The following is a 12,956-nucleotide window of genomic DNA, read 5'->3' as shown; positions in this document are numbered from 1 at the left end:
GTTTTTACATTTATGAGCAAATGTAGCGGAAGGAGAAACCATGTTAGAACATGAGAAAGTCTTATGGTCTCAAGGAATCCAGCTTATTGCTGGGATCGATGAGGTTGGTAGAGGATGTTTATTTGGTGATGTAGTGGCTGCTAGTGTCATATTGCCACCAAATCTTGAAATTAAAGGGATCGATGATTCTAAAAAATTAACACCAAAAAAGCGAGAGGAACTTTTTGATCAAATTACGAAACAAGCCATAGCAATCGGCGTGGGGAAGGTGGATGCTAAGACAATTGATCAAATTAACATTAAACAAGCAGCACGTCTTGCGATGAAGCAGGCGGTATTAATCATGAATATCTCCCCACAGGTTTTGTTAATTGATGCAGAAAAGGTAGATCTTACGATTCCACAAAGGTCGATTATCAAAGGTGATACGGTTAGTCAGTCCATCGCTGCAGCTTCAATTATTGCAAAAGTAACAAGAGATCGAATGTGTGAAGAATGGGATCAACTTTACCCTCTTTATGGGATAAAGCAACATAAAGGATATGCAACCAAATTACATAGGGAAATGATTCGACTTCATGGGCCAAGTCCATTACATAGACAATCATTTTTAGGAAATCTTCTTCAAGAAACATTATTTGAGTTTGAAATGGATTTTACAAAAATGGAAGGTTAGAGAAATATGATTCCTATGATTCCACGATTAGAACATATTTACCAAATGATTGAACGAGGGAAAGGTCAACTTTTTCAGTTGAAGGTTGGGCAAATTTTACGTGGGCAAGTGATAAACATATTAAATGAAACACAAGCGATTGTTCAGATTCAGGGGACAAAAATGCTTGCTAGAATGGAAGTACAATTAACCAAAGGTCAACAAGCCTTTTTTCGAGTGATGTCAATAGGAAACGAAATAAAATTAAAAGTATTGACAGATCCGACACCTTCTAGCAAACCCATCACTTCTTCAGAAGAGTTATTACAATTGTTAAATATCAAAAATTCACCTGAGAATCGTGGGCTTCTTCTAAAACTGTTAGATAATCAGCTTCCTATTGAAAAAGGAATTTTTGATGAGATTTCTAAGATACTTAAAATGATGAAACAAAATGAAGATACGGATGTATTACAAGCTGTAAAATGGTTGATTTCCAAGGATCTACCCGTAACAGCAAATTATATACGTTCAGCCCATGAATTTTTGTTTGGAGAAGGTTTTGTCACCAAATTACTTGATTTAAGACGTTTAGCAGAAACATGGCTTTCGTCCAACCAACATAAAAACGTTCCTATTTCAAAAGAAATAACCACAAAAATCCAAAATCTACATCAACGGATAGATGAATTCCTTAGTAATGCACAAACATTAATCCATCAAAATCAAAATCAAATTCAACAGCAAATACCATTTCAACCAGAACATTTTTTAGATCGGATGGTTAAATATATTGAACAATTTCAACTGAATATGACGGATCGGACAGACTTTTTAATCAATGAAAATGAGAATACACTTAAAGAGGTCATTACCCAGCTTTTAAGTCACAAGAATCATTTACCAGAAGAATTGGTGTCTCGACTTGAAAAAATAGTAGACCACATATTAGGTCAACAATTGCTGATTACACCAGACCAAGGAATATTTTCGCAGTTTATACTTCAATTTCCTAGCTTTGTGCCCTTTTCAACCAATCCTGTTTTTATCCAAGTGCATTCGAAAAAAGAAGAAGGAAGAGCAATCAATCCTGAGGATGTTCATTTTGCATTTCTTTTTGGCCTAAATCATCTAGGTGAATTAGTGGTTCATCTGCATATTTTACAAAAACAAATCTTTGTTCAAATTCAAAATGATTATCCCTTGATTAAGGAACTGGTTAGAGAATTAGAACCTAACTTTTTAGCTTTTATCAAAGAACAAGGTTATCAAACTTCTGGAATAACCGTTCAACCATTTACAAAAGGAGAAGCTAAGGTCGACTATCCTTTCTCATCCTTTACTCATAAGGGAGTGGATATCAAAATATGAAAAAACAAATAAAAAAAGCCATTGCTTTAAAATACGAGCCTTCCCATTTCAATGCCCCTCACGTCATTGCTAAGGGTTCGGGACATATCGCTGACCAGATCATTGAACAAGCGCAAAAACATGATGTAAAAATAGTTGAAGATCAAGCCCTGACATCAATCCTTTATCAGCTAGAGATACATGAACAAATCCCCCCGTCCCTTTACCCCATGATTGCGGAAATTTTTGCTTTCGTATACCAAGCAGAACAAAAGGCAGGAAATATTAAAAATGGTTGATCAACGTAAAAACTTAGGAAAATGGGGAGAGCAAAAGGCAAAAGAATATTTAATAAAGCAAGGATATCAGTTCATTACGGGGAATTGGCAAAATCGACTTGGAGAGATTGATCTCGTGATGAAGGATCGTGAGACACTCGTCTTTATTGAAGTGAGAACAAAAAGAAGTCATAAATATGGCACTAGTATAGAGTCAATCAATGAAAAGAAGCAACAACAAATGGTGAAAATGGCAAATGCTTTTTTACGGTATAAACAATGGTGGGAAATCCCGATCCGCTTTGATGTGGTAACCATAGATCAACACGAAGGGGTATATCAATTACGACATCATAAAAATGTAATTCAATAGAATCTATTCATTTCCCAGGACATCGCAAAAAGAATTGTATTTCTATTTTTTTCGACAGCAAAAATGAATAAACTTTTTATCTTGTTGTTTTCCATTTATAGGACTATAATAAGAATAATTAAATATTTGAGGGGGAGCTCCTATAAAGGGGCTGAGAAAGGGCTTAATAGCACCTGACCCTTAAACCTGATCAGGGTAATGCCTGCGGAGGGAATTTTAGGAATGTTACATAGCTTTTTAAATTTTGCCTCTGCTAAAGCAGGGGCTTTTTTTGTAAAGAAAAGTTCAAAATAACAGGGTCACTATTATTGATTTTAAAAAAGGAGGCTAAATCATGAAACGAAGTCGGGCGCTAACCATTGCTGGTTCTGACAGCGGAGGAGGAGCTGGAATTCAAGCGGATTTAAAAACGTTTACTTTGCTAGGGGTTTATGGAACAAGTGTGATTACATCCGTAACTGCACAAAATACTCAAGGTGTTTTTGCGATTCATGATATTCCAACTAACGTCATAGATCAACAAATCGAAGCGGTTCTATCCGATATAGGAACAGACGCTATTAAAATTGGAATGTTGTCTTCTAAAGAAATTGTCAAAGTAGTTACAGAACAACTTAAACAATACAAAGATATCCCTATCGTATTAGATCCAGTGATGGTTGCAAAAGGAGGAAGTCCTTTATTAGCTGATGATGCAAAAGAGGAGATCAAAAAAGAATTGTTTTCACTTGCCACGGTAATTACCCCTAATATTCCTGAGGCAGAAGTATTAACCAAACTAACGATAAAAACAGTAGAGGATATGAAAAAAGCGGCAGAAATATTAATAGAATTAGGCCCTCAAGCTGTATTAGTCAAAGGGGGTCATTTAGTAGAGGAAGCAGTTGATATATTATATGATGGTAAATATTGGATTACTTTTCCTGGAAAAAGAATCAATACAAAAAATACTCATGGAACTGGTTGTACTTACTCTTCCGCCATTGCAGCAGAATTGGCTAAAGGAAAAGAATTACAAAAGGCGATTAAAAACGCGAAAGAATTCATTCAAATGGCCATCATTGGCGCTGATGAATTAAATATTGGATCAGGTCATGGTCCAACCAACCATTGGAAATATTTAGAGGAAAAGGGGTTGGAAGCATGGAACTAAATCAAGTGAAACAAGTAGTTTTAAAGGTAAAAGAGAAAAAACCACTGATTCATCATTTAACCAATTTAGTTGTCACAAACTTTACAGCAAATGGAACCATTGCCTATGGAGCTTCCCCGATTATGGCAAATGCTGTGGAGGAAGTGGAGGAAATGGTGAGAGTTGCTAATGGGCTTGTAATTAACATGGGGACGATTACACCAGAGATGGTTACAGCGATGGAAAAAGCAGGAAAAGTGGCGAATCGTGTAGGGATCCCCATCATTCTAGATCCCGTTGGTGTCGGTGCAACAACGTACCGTACAGAAGTAGTGAAACGGATGATGGATACTTTTAAGCCAACAGTAATTAGAGGAAATGCTGCAGAGATGGCTCAATTGGCTGGTATACCATGGCAGATTAAAGGGGTTGATTCTGTTGGAGAAGGTGGAGACCGCTTTGAGGTGGCTAAAAAAGTAGTAGAAAAATACCAAACTGTTGCAGTAATCACGGGTGAGAAAGACATTGTAACTGATGGAGAACGGACAGCAGTGATTGCGAATGGGCATCCTTTATTATCTACCGTTACTGGGACAGGTTGTTTAGCAACTGCGATTATAGGGGCAACGATCGCAGTAGAAGAAGATGCCTTTATCGCATCAGTTGCGGCATTGACGTATTATGAAATCGCTGCTGAAAAAGCTGCAGCCAAAACTCAAGGTCCAGGAACCTTTGCTGCTTATTTAATGGATGAACTATATCAATTACCAATCTCAGATATAGACACGATGGCAAAGATTGAATGGGTGAAAAATGATGAATTGGATTGATCAATTAGCAGTTTACTTAGTGATAGGGCGCAAAGATTGTACGATTCATCCTCCAATAGAAGTAGTGAAACAAGCTTTATCTGCAGGAGTAAAAACCATTCAGTTAAGAGAAAAAAAGGGTAACATGCGTGAAATTATCCAATTTGGACAAGAAATTCGAAAATTGACATTAGAATATCATGCACTATTTTTTGTTAATGATCGTCTTGACTTAGCTCAAATTCTAGAAGCTGATGGTGTTCATCTTGGCCAAGATGACATTCCAATCGAAGAAGCAAAAAAATTAGTGCCTCCTACATTTAAAATTGGTATTTCGGCAGGATCTGTAAAAGAAGCAATAGAGGCAGAAAAACAAGGTGCTGATTATATCGGGGTAGGCTCGATCTACCCTACGGTAACAAAAGAAGATGCGAAATGGCTTGGAATAGATGGCTTAAAGATGATCAGGCATTCAGTAGCCCTACCTATAGTGGCAATTGGTGGAATTCAAAAAGAGAATATTCCTGAGTGTAAAGAAAATGGAGCGAATAGTATAGCTGTGGTTTCTGCAATCACCCGTTCCAACAATCCTTATCAAAGCGCAAAAGAATTAGTAGAACGATGGGGGGCGAAATTATGAAGTGGGGAGTAAAACAATTGACTTTAATGGCGATGCTTGTTGCGATTGGAACGATCACATCTACTTTAATTTGGTTCCCGGCTGGGATTGCCAAAGCATACCCGATGCAACATGCGATCAATGTGATTTCTGCTGTCGTCTTAAACCGTAGCTTTTTTAATAGGTTTTTTACGAAACATATTAGGAGTAGGTACGATATTAGCCTTCCCTGGTGGAATGATTGGTGCTTTTATTGCAGGTTGGTTATATCGAAAAACAAAAAAACTTTTCTGGGCAGCATTCGGTGAAGTCATAGGTACTGGTTTTCTTGGAGCAATAGCCTCCGTTCCAATTGCCTACTTCTTTTTAGGAAAATCTGTAGCCGTATTCTTTTTTGTCCCTTCATTCCTTGTTAGTACCATTAGCGGTTCAATTCTAGCTTATTTAGTGATTTCGTTGTTAATGAAAAATGAAATGATGGCAAAGCAAATGATGTCATTCCAAGAGAGTTGATTTAGATTGATTTATTGGATAAAAACCTATAATAAAGCGATTTACCTTTTTATTTTAGGTATTATAATATGGCAACTTCTTCCCAAAGTTGTTACGATTCCGTCGTATATCTTACCTACACCTTTAGATATTATTCATTCTTTCTGGGAAGAAAAAGAAATCTTATTATTTACTCATCTACCTTTAACATTGTTAGAAAGTATGATCGGGTTAATCATTTCAATTGTAATAGGTTTTGTGATCGCTTGGATGATGCATATTTCTGTAAATGTAGAAACAACCATATATCCATGGATAATTATATCTCAGACAATTCCGATTATTGTACTTTCTCCTATTATTATCATGTGGTTAGGTTATGGTATATGGGCAAAAGTTTTTGTTATTTTTTTAATTAGTTTTTTTCCAGTTACTATGAATGTATTTCAAGGCCTTAAATCGGTAGATGGGGAAATCATTGCTCTTCTTCAATCTTATGGAGCGACAAAAGGCCAAATTTTTTGGAAAGTCGAAATTCCTTCTGCCATGCCATTTATCATAGCAGGTGTAAAAATGGCTGCAGTTTTTAGTGTAATAGGGGCAACACTTGGAGAATGGTTAGGTAGCGATCAAGGGTTAGGGTTTTATAGTAGAAGGATGACCTCCAATTTACAAGCTGATTCTGCTTTTGCTTCTGTTATTTTGCTAGCTTTATTAGGCTTGTTTCTTCATGGAACTGTACAGCTTATTCAGAATTTATTTTTTAAAAAGTATTTTAGGTAGAAAGGAAGAAAATAATGAATAAAAAAATAAAATATATCGTTCCAATCGTTATTCTTGCTTTAATCTTTACTTTTGTTGGGTGTAGTTCAAATCCAAATAATAATGAAACTGAAAAAACAAAATTAAAAGTGATGTTAGATTGGTATCCGAATGCAGTTCATTCGTTTTTATATGTGGCTAAAGAGAAAGGATTTTTTGATCAAGAAGGAATTGATGTAGAGTTTGTTATGCCAGCTGAAACAAATGATCCTCTGCGGTTAGTCGCTGCTGAAAAAGTAGATCTCGCATTAAGTTATCAACCTGAGGTGATTTCGGCCAATGACAAAGGAATTCCCGTCGTATCCATTGCATCGGTTGTCAATCATCCACTAAATGTCTTATTAGTACCTGAAAATAGTGAAATTAAAACTCCCAAGGATTTGGAAGGGAAAACGATTGGATATCCGTCGATCCCAATGAATGAAGCTCTTGTTAAAACGATGATAAAACATAGCGGTGGGAACCCTGAAAAGATTAAAATGGTTGATGTAGGTTGGGATTTAATGTCTGCATTAAGCACGAAAAAGGTTGATGCAATCAGTGGCGGTTATCTTAACCATGAAGAAATTTTATTAAATAAAGAAGGGTTTAAAGTTCGAGAATTTTATCCTCCATCTTATGGTGTTCCAGATTATGCTGAATTAGTACTTGTGACAAGTCAGGAGCAATGGAAAAGGAATCCAGATCTTTTGAAAAAATTTTGGAAAGCTGCGCAAAAAGGACAGGAAGAAGTTCAAAAAAATCCCGAGGATAGTTTGCAAATCTTATTAGATCATCAGCAGAAGGAGTCTCCATTAGATCCCCAAGTGGAAACTGAAAGTTTGGAACGTTTGCTTCCGTTGATGGAGATTTCAGGGCATCCCTTTGGATGGCAAAATAAAGAACAATGGAATGAAGTCCAAGATTGGATGGAAAGTTATCAACTGATTAAAAATAAAAAGCCAGTTGAGCAAATGTTTATAGAAATAGACTAAGTAAAGAAGATTAGCGTCTAATCAATATGGTTAGACGTTTTTTAATGAAAAATTAAAGGAATTTTGAGAAATTGAAAGAAATTTAATAAGAGTCAGATATTACAGGTCAGGGAGTGTTTGCGATGTATGCAAAAGTAATGGGATCATCTATTGTTGGAATTGATGGATATCCCGTTGAAATAGAAGTGGATTTGGCAAACGGGTTACCTCAGTTTCAAATCGTTGGTTTACCTGATTCCTCCATTCGAGAATCAAAAGATCGCGTAAGAGCAGCAATTAAGAACATAGGCTATATTTTCCCAATGAAAAGAATTACTGTCAATTTAGCACCTGCAGACTTAAAAAAAGAAGGTTCTGGATTTGATCTTCCAATGGCAATCGGAATACTTTTAGCTAGTGATCAAATCTCAGCAAGTACCCTACCCATTGAACTAGGAAAAACTCTTTTTATTGGGGAACTTTTATTGGATGGCTCCATCCAACCGGTTAATGGTATCTTGCCAATGGCCATTGCAGCTAAACAAAATCATTTTCAAACTTTGATAGTGCCTAAAGAAAATTTGAGAGAAGCTTATCTTGTACAAGAAATTGATGTTTATGGTTTTTCTCATCTAAATGAAGTAATTAGTTTTTTGTCAAATGAAAAAAGAATACATGAAACAAATCGGAACATAAGAATAAATGATCATATCACATTGGATGAGCAGTTAAAATTTGTCGAAGACTTTGCAGATGTAAAGGGACATTATCAAGTAAAACGAGCCATAGAAGTGGCTGTGGCTGGCATGCACAACCTTTTAATGATTGGACCTCCTGGCTCTGGCAAAAGTATGATTGCAAAACGTATTTCCTCTGTATTACCTGAATTGATCTGGGATGAAGTACTAGAAGTGACAAAAATATATAGTGTAGCTGGTGAACTAAAAGAGCGAGGAACACTGATAAAAAAGCGACCGTTTCGCCAACCCCACCATTCGATTTCAGTAGCTGGGATGATTGGTGGTGGAACAACGCCTAAACCTGGTGAAATCAGTTTAGCTCACCGTGGGATATTATTTCTTGACGAGCTACCTGAATTTCCAAGAAGTATACTTGAATCGTTAAGACAACCATTAGAGGATGGAAAGGTTACAATTAGTCGTGCAAAAGCAAACTATATCTTTCCTTCACAAGTGATGCTGGTTGGGGCCATGAACCCTTGCAAATGTGGATATTATGGCACAGATGTTCCTAACCATGAGTGCCGATGTACCCCGATAGAAGTACAAAAATATCGCTCAAAATTATCTGGTCCATTGCTAGATCGAATAGATATACATATTGAAGTACCTTGGATGAATATAGAAACCTTGCGAGATAAAAAGAAAGAAAAATCATCAAAAGAAATGCGAAAGAAAATTGAAAAGGCTAGAAAAATTCAGGAAAAAAGATTTCAAAAACAGGAGATTCAATTTAATAGTGAAATGAAAACTAGTCAGGTTAAGGAACATTGTATGCTTGAACCAGCAGCTGAATCTCTATTACAACGCTCTTTTGATCAATTTGGTTTTAGTGGCCGTTCCTTAGATCGAATCTTAAAAATATCTAGAACGATTGCTGATTTAGAGGAAAGCGAAACGATTCAAATCGCTCATCTTGCTGAAGCTTTGAATTATCGTGTGTTAGATAAGAGAGATTGAACACTTCTTAAACTTGTGTAGCTTTCATAATCTTATTTATTCGGTAAAATATAATATAGAAGAAAAAGAAAGGAAGTATTGAATATGTATCAAGTAAAAATACTACAAGCAAATCAAAATGATATTTTAGAAGAGCTAATCAATATGTGGTTAAGGGAACAAACTGAAGTAAATGTTGTTGATATTAAGTTTCAGAGTCATTCACTCTCCACAGGAATGACAGAATATGTTGCTGTTATGGTATATGAAGTTCAAGCTTAATTGACAAACTCATTGATAAATATGAATCAACTACTTAATATGTGGTAGTTTTTTCATGTTGAAAATCGTCTAAATAATTGAATTAATTAAAATTTTGTGCAGGATTTATTTAAAAGTTATAGAATAAAACTAGATGTGGAAATCGAAGCTGATTATAGGAGGATGGAGAATAGGATGAATATCCACGAATATCAAGCGAAGGAATTACTGAGGAAACATGGTGTTGCTGTTCCAAAAGGAAAAGTTGCCTTTACTGTTGATGAAGCTGTAAAAACAGCGAAAGAATTAGGAACAGAAGTGGTTGTGGTAAAAGCACAAATTCATGCCGGAGGTAGAGGAAAAGCAGGTGGTGTAAAAATTGCAAAAAATTTAGATGAAGTGCGCAAATATGCAAAAGAGATTCTTGGGAAAGTCCTAGTCACACACCAAACTGGCCCACAGGGCAAAGAGGTTAAGCGCTTACTTATAGAAGAGGGTAGTAAAATTAAAAAAGAATATTATGTTGGTGTCGTTGTTGACCGTGCAACGAGTCGTGTTGTGATGATGGCCTCTGAAGAAGGGGGAATGGAAATCGAAGAAGTTGCGGCAAAAACCCCTGAAAAAATTATAAAAGAAGTGATTGACCCTGCCGTTGGATTACAGCCATTCCAAGCACGCAAATTAGCTTTTGCGATCAACATACCTGGTTCATTAGTTAATAAAGCGGTTAAGTTTATGATGGGATTATACCAAGTATTTGTTGAAAAGGATGCCTCTGTCGCAGAGATCAATCCATTAGTCGTTACTGAAGAAGGTGAAGTCGTTGCATTAGATGCTAAAATTAATTTTGATTCGAATGCCTTGTATCGTCACCCGGAAATAAAAGAACTTCGTGATTTAGATGAAGAAGATCCTAAAGAGATCGAAGCTTCTAAGTTTGATTTAAACTATATAGCGTTAGACGGTAACATTGGTTGTATGGTTAATGGTGCAGGATTAGCGATGTCAACGATGGATATTATCAAATATTATGGTGGAGAACCTGCGAATTTCCTTGATGTAGGTGGTGGTGCTACTACTGAGAATGTAAAAGAAGCATTTAAAATCATACTCTCTGATTCCAAAGTCAAAGGAATCTTTGTCAATATTTTTGGTGGCATCATGAAATGTGATATCATAGCGAATGGAATTGTAACTGCCGCTAAAGAAGTAAAGCTTGACCGCCCATTAGTCGTACGCCTTGAGGGAACAAATGTTGAGTTAGGAAAACAAATTTTGAATGATTCCGGCTTAAACATTGTTGCAGCAGATTCAATGGCAGACGGTGCAAAGAAAATTGTAGAATTAGTTAAATAGGAAGGCGGGGAAAAGATGAGTATACTAATCAATAAAGATACAAAAGTAATTACTCAAGGTATAACAGGTGCAACTGGTATGTTTCATACCAAACAAGCCTTAGAATATGGAACTAAAATGGTTGGTGGTGTTACACCTGGTAAAGGTGGTACAGAAGTCCTAGGACTACCAGTATTTGATACCGTGAAAGAAGCTGTTGAAAAAACAAGAGCAACCGCTTCAGTTATCTATGTTCCACCTGCATTTGCAGCAGATGCAATTATGGAGGCTGTTGATGCTGAATTAGAGCTAGTTGTATGTATTACAGAAGGTATACCTGTGCTAGATATGGTAAAAGTAAAACGTTACATGGAGGGTAAAAAAACACGTTTAGTCGGTCCTAACTGTCCCGGTGTGATAACACCTGGGGAGTGTAAAATTGGGATTATGCCTGGATATATTCATGTTCCTGGCCATGTTGGAATTGTTTCGAGAAGTGGAACATTAACTTATGAAGCTGTTCATCAATTATCACAAAAGGGAATTGGCCAATCTTCTGCTGTAGGTATTGGTGGGGATCCAGTCAATGGAACGAATTTTATCGATGTTTTAAAAATGTTTAATGATGATCCATATACGTATGCTGTGATTATGATTGGAGAAATTGGTGGAACAGCGGAAGAAGAAGCAGCAGAATGGATTAAAGTGAATATGAAAAAACCAGTTGTTGGTTTTATCGGTGGCCAAACTGCTCCTCCTGGAAAACGAATGGGGCACGCAGGAGCCATTATTTCTGGAGGAAAAGGTACAGCGAAAGAAAAAGTTGCTAAATTAGAAGAAGCAGGAGTTCGAGTCGCATCAACCCCTTCTGATATTGGTTCAACTTTAATCCAAGTTCTTGAAGAAAAAGGACTACTACAACAATGTATTACTAAAAAATAATAGTCTAATATTCCTAGGGGCGTTTAAACGCCTCTTTATTATATCGTATTATATTTGGATAGAAAGGGTTATTTTAATGGGGATAGTGGGTTTGGTAAATGATAGAGAATTATTGATCTACCTTCATAGTCTGAATGGAGTAGGCTCTAGAACAATAAACAAAATTTTGGCTAATCTTACCACATTAAATGAAATTTTAGATTTTCAACCATTAGAATTATCGATGAAAACAGGAATAGACTTTAAGGTAGCTGAAAAGATTGTGAATCAGTTAAATGAAAGAGATCTTCTAGATTTTTTAGATCGATTAAACGAATGGGGAAAACTAGGTATTGATGTTATTACTTTTCATGACCAAGCGTACCCAGAAATGTTAAAGGAAATTGCTCAACCGTCATGGGTCTTATTTACTAGAGGGGATCTAGGACTTTTCCAAACTCCATCTATCTCGATCGTTGGAACTAGAAATCCTACTCCATATGGTCGAATGGTTGCCGAGCAATTAGCAAAAGATTTGAGTGAATATGGTTGGGTGATTACCAGTGGAATGGCAAGAGGAATTGATCGTTTTGCCCATGAAGGGGCACTTAAGTCTGACGGTAAAACAATCGCAGTTTTGGGAAATGGTATAGATGTGATTTATCCAAAAGAAAATAAAAAAATTTACGAAGCGATCATAGAAAAAGGGTTAATTGTATCAGAATATCCTCCTGGTACACAACCACATCCAGGTTTTTTTCCACAAAGAAATCGAATCATTAGTGGTTTGACCTATGGAACCATTGTAGTGGAAGCTTCTTTAAGAAGTGGATCTTTAATTACTGCTCAATATGCATTAGAACAATCTAGAGAAGTGTTTGCTGTTCCAGGCCCAATTACTTCTAAGCAAAGTTTTGGAACAAATGCATTAATTAAACAAGGAGCAAAATGTATTCAAGAAGTGAATGATATTCTTGAAGAGTTCCCTTATTTAAAATTTAGTTCTAGAAAAGACTCAAAACTTGAAGTACAACTAAGTGAATCAGAAGAAAAAATATATTCAATGATTCACTCCCAAATACATATCAATGAAATCATCGATTTATTATCTTTAACTTTATCAGAAGTTTATGAGATTCTACTCTCTTTACAATTAAAAGATAAAATTAAACAACTTCCCGGCGGTTTTTATATGAGAAAAAACTAAACTTTTGATACTGAAAAATTTGACAAAAAGAAGTTTACTATTTAATAATAGGAAATGTTACACGCAAATG

The 12,956-nt window shown here is 36.1% G+C and carries 16 protein-coding genes and 1 riboswitch; all 16 genes read left to right on the top strand.

What is annotated here, in order from left to right; genetic code table 11:
- The first annotated feature begins 40 nt into the window (after positions 1-40).
- The 16 genes from TEPIDINF_RS05280 (at position 41) to dprA (ending at position 12,886) form a co-directional block, all read left to right on the top strand.
- Positions 41-676 (top strand): ribonuclease HII, encoded by a 636-nt coding sequence (locus tag TEPIDINF_RS05280; RefSeq protein ID WP_068724472.1) that lies wholly within the window; start codon positions 41-43, stop codon positions 674-676.
- 6 nt (positions 677-682) lie between these two features.
- A complete protein-coding gene (locus TEPIDINF_RS05275) occupies positions 683-2,026 on the top strand; it encodes a hypothetical protein (protein ID WP_421691484.1) in 1,344 nt (447 codons plus the stop codon).
- Positions 2,023-2,304: an EscU/YscU/HrcU family type III secretion system export apparatus switch protein gene (locus TEPIDINF_RS05270; RefSeq protein WP_069798055.1), complete on the top strand. Its 282-nt coding sequence runs from the start codon at positions 2,023-2,025 to the stop codon at positions 2,302-2,304. Before TEPIDINF_RS05275 ends, TEPIDINF_RS05270 begins: the two co-directional genes overlap by 4 nt.
- On the top strand, positions 2,297-2,656 hold the full coding sequence (locus tag TEPIDINF_RS05265; RefSeq protein WP_069798057.1) for a YraN family protein: 360 nt from the start codon (positions 2,297-2,299) through the stop codon (positions 2,654-2,656). Before TEPIDINF_RS05270 ends, TEPIDINF_RS05265 begins: the two co-directional genes overlap by 8 nt.
- Before the next feature lie 120 nt (positions 2,657-2,776).
- Positions 2,777-2,887: riboswitch (TPP riboswitch) on the top strand.
- Between the two features lie 103 nt (positions 2,888-2,990).
- Complete coding sequence (gene thiD, locus TEPIDINF_RS05260) at positions 2,991-3,809, top strand: bifunctional hydroxymethylpyrimidine kinase/phosphomethylpyrimidine kinase (protein ID WP_069798059.1); 819 nt, start codon at positions 2,991-2,993, stop codon at positions 3,807-3,809.
- Positions 3,800-4,618, top strand: coding sequence for a hydroxyethylthiazole kinase (gene thiM, locus TEPIDINF_RS05255; RefSeq protein ID WP_421691483.1), 819 nt, complete (start codon positions 3,800-3,802; stop codon positions 4,616-4,618). Before thiD ends, thiM begins: the two co-directional genes overlap by 10 nt.
- The gene (gene thiE, locus TEPIDINF_RS05250; RefSeq protein WP_084818726.1) at positions 4,602-5,237 is read left to right on the top strand and encodes a thiamine phosphate synthase; all 636 of its coding nucleotides are present in this window, start codon (positions 4,602-4,604) and stop codon (positions 5,235-5,237) included. Before thiM ends, thiE begins: the two co-directional genes overlap by 17 nt.
- Positions 5,219-5,524, top strand: coding sequence for an energy coupling factor transporter S component ThiW (locus TEPIDINF_RS05245; protein WP_421691482.1), 306 nt, complete (start codon positions 5,219-5,221; stop codon positions 5,522-5,524). Before thiE ends, TEPIDINF_RS05245 begins: the two co-directional genes overlap by 19 nt.
- The gene (gene thiW / locus TEPIDINF_RS05240) at positions 5,415-5,729 is read left to right on the top strand and encodes an energy coupling factor transporter S component ThiW (RefSeq protein ID WP_421692143.1); all 315 of its coding nucleotides are present in this window, start codon (positions 5,415-5,417) and stop codon (positions 5,727-5,729) included. The genes TEPIDINF_RS05245 and thiW overlap by 110 nt, the downstream gene beginning before the upstream one ends.
- A gap of 6 nt (positions 5,730-5,735) precedes the next feature.
- Positions 5,736-6,491 carry an ABC transporter permease gene (locus TEPIDINF_RS05235; RefSeq protein ID WP_082732398.1) on the top strand — a complete coding sequence of 252 codons (756 nt, stop codon included), beginning with the start codon at positions 5,736-5,738 and terminating at the stop codon, positions 6,489-6,491.
- 14 nt (positions 6,492-6,505) lie between these two features.
- Positions 6,506-7,504: an ABC transporter substrate-binding protein gene (locus TEPIDINF_RS05230; protein WP_068724454.1), complete on the top strand. Its 999-nt coding sequence runs from the start codon at positions 6,506-6,508 to the stop codon at positions 7,502-7,504.
- Between the two features lie 122 nt (positions 7,505-7,626).
- A complete protein-coding gene (locus TEPIDINF_RS05225) occupies positions 7,627-9,183 on the top strand; it encodes a YifB family Mg chelatase-like AAA ATPase (RefSeq protein WP_421691481.1) in 1,557 nt (518 codons plus the stop codon).
- A gap of 78 nt (positions 9,184-9,261) precedes the next feature.
- Complete coding sequence (locus TEPIDINF_RS05220) at positions 9,262-9,444, top strand: hypothetical protein (protein WP_153012014.1); 183 nt, start codon at positions 9,262-9,264, stop codon at positions 9,442-9,444.
- A 174-nt stretch (positions 9,445-9,618) separates the two neighbouring features.
- Entirely contained in the window at positions 9,619-10,779 is a 1,161-nt protein-coding gene (gene sucC, locus TEPIDINF_RS05215) for an ADP-forming succinate--CoA ligase subunit beta (RefSeq protein WP_068724450.1), read from the top strand.
- 15 nt (positions 10,780-10,794) lie between these two features.
- Complete coding sequence (gene sucD, locus TEPIDINF_RS05210; RefSeq protein ID WP_068724448.1) at positions 10,795-11,700, top strand: succinate--CoA ligase subunit alpha; 906 nt, start codon at positions 10,795-10,797, stop codon at positions 11,698-11,700.
- Between the two features lie 91 nt (positions 11,701-11,791).
- Positions 11,792-12,886, top strand: coding sequence for a DNA-processing protein DprA (dprA, locus tag TEPIDINF_RS05205; protein ID WP_421691480.1), 1,095 nt, complete (start codon positions 11,792-11,794; stop codon positions 12,884-12,886).
- Positions 12,887-12,956: the final 70 nt, after the last annotated feature.

It is taken from the genome of Tepidibacillus infernus (assembly GCF_048898065.1).
Taxonomy (GTDB): domain Bacteria; phylum Bacillota; class Bacilli; order Tepidibacillales; family Tepidibacillaceae; genus Tepidibacillus_B; species Tepidibacillus_B infernus.
This window is presented reverse-complemented; position numbering and strand designations above follow the sequence as displayed.

What these genes read in the sequence shown, in the direction of transcription:
- sucC (WP_068724450.1), top strand. Translation starts at nt 9,619, where the DNA reads ATGAATATCCACGAATATCAAGCGAAGGAATTACTGAGGAAACATGGT.
- thiE (WP_084818726.1), top strand. Translation starts at nt 4,602, where the DNA reads ATGATGAATTGGATTGATCAATTAGCAGTTTACTTAGTGATAGGGCGC.
- TEPIDINF_RS05280 (WP_068724472.1), top strand. Translation starts at nt 41, where the DNA reads ATGTTAGAACATGAGAAAGTCTTATGGTCTCAAGGAATCCAGCTTATT.
- TEPIDINF_RS05245 (WP_421691482.1), top strand. Translation starts at nt 5,219, where the DNA reads ATGGGGGGCGAAATTATGAAGTGGGGAGTAAAACAATTGACTTTAATG.
- TEPIDINF_RS05270 (WP_069798055.1), top strand. Translation starts at nt 2,023, where the DNA reads ATGAAAAAACAAATAAAAAAAGCCATTGCTTTAAAATACGAGCCTTCC.
- TEPIDINF_RS05230 (WP_068724454.1), top strand. Translation starts at nt 6,506, where the DNA reads ATGAATAAAAAAATAAAATATATCGTTCCAATCGTTATTCTTGCTTTA.
- thiD (WP_069798059.1), top strand. Translation starts at nt 2,991, where the DNA reads ATGAAACGAAGTCGGGCGCTAACCATTGCTGGTTCTGACAGCGGAGGA.
- TEPIDINF_RS05225 (WP_421691481.1), top strand. Translation starts at nt 7,627, where the DNA reads ATGTATGCAAAAGTAATGGGATCATCTATTGTTGGAATTGATGGATAT.
- TEPIDINF_RS05265 (WP_069798057.1), top strand. Translation starts at nt 2,297, where the DNA reads ATGGTTGATCAACGTAAAAACTTAGGAAAATGGGGAGAGCAAAAGGCA.
- thiM (WP_421691483.1), top strand. Translation starts at nt 3,800, where the DNA reads ATGGAACTAAATCAAGTGAAACAAGTAGTTTTAAAGGTAAAAGAGAAA.
- sucD (WP_068724448.1), top strand. Translation starts at nt 10,795, where the DNA reads ATGAGTATACTAATCAATAAAGATACAAAAGTAATTACTCAAGGTATA.
- TEPIDINF_RS05275 (WP_421691484.1), top strand. Translation starts at nt 683, where the DNA reads ATGATTCCTATGATTCCACGATTAGAACATATTTACCAAATGATTGAA.